The sequence below is a fragment of the Mesorhizobium sp. WSM4844 genome (genome assembly GCF_055811775.1).
On record NZ_JBVVQB010000187.1, the window covers coordinates 1 to 536 of the forward strand.

The 536-nt window shown below is 65.1% G+C and carries 1 protein-coding gene; it reads right to left on the reverse strand.

From position 1 onward, the window contains the following. Window positions 1-536 (reverse strand): zinc-binding dehydrogenase (locus AC0L2A_RS36365; RefSeq protein ID WP_473613001.1); only part of this gene is annotated, 536 nt, incomplete at both ends.

Consider the following 536-nt stretch of genomic DNA (forward strand, 5'->3'; position numbering starts at 1 on the left):
CCCAGAATGGCGATCTTGCCGCCATTGTTCATGGTGTCGATCATGTCGCGGAAGGCGGGTGCGGCACCCGACATTTCGAGACCGACGTCAAAACCTTCGGTCATGCCGAGCGCCGGCATGATATCGCGCAGCTTTTCCTTCGACGCGTCGACCACATGCTGGACGCGAAGCTTTTTCGCCAGCGCCAGCCGCACCGGGTTGATGTCGGTGATGACCACCTTTCGCGCGCCGACGCACTGCGCCACCAGCGCAGCCATGATGCCGATCGGCCCGGCGCCGGTGACCAGCACGTCCTCGCCGACCAGATCAAAGGACAGAGCGGTGTGGACCGCATTGCCCAGCGGATCGAAGATTGCGGCGATCTCGTCGGGCACGTCGTCGGGGATCTGCACGACGTTGTGCTGCGGGATCGCCAGATATTCACCGAAGGCGCCCGGCCGGTTGACGCCGACGCCGAGGGTGTTGCGGCACAGATGCCCCCTGCCCGCCCGGCAGTTGCGGCAATGGCCGCAGACGATGTGGCCTTCGCCCGAAAC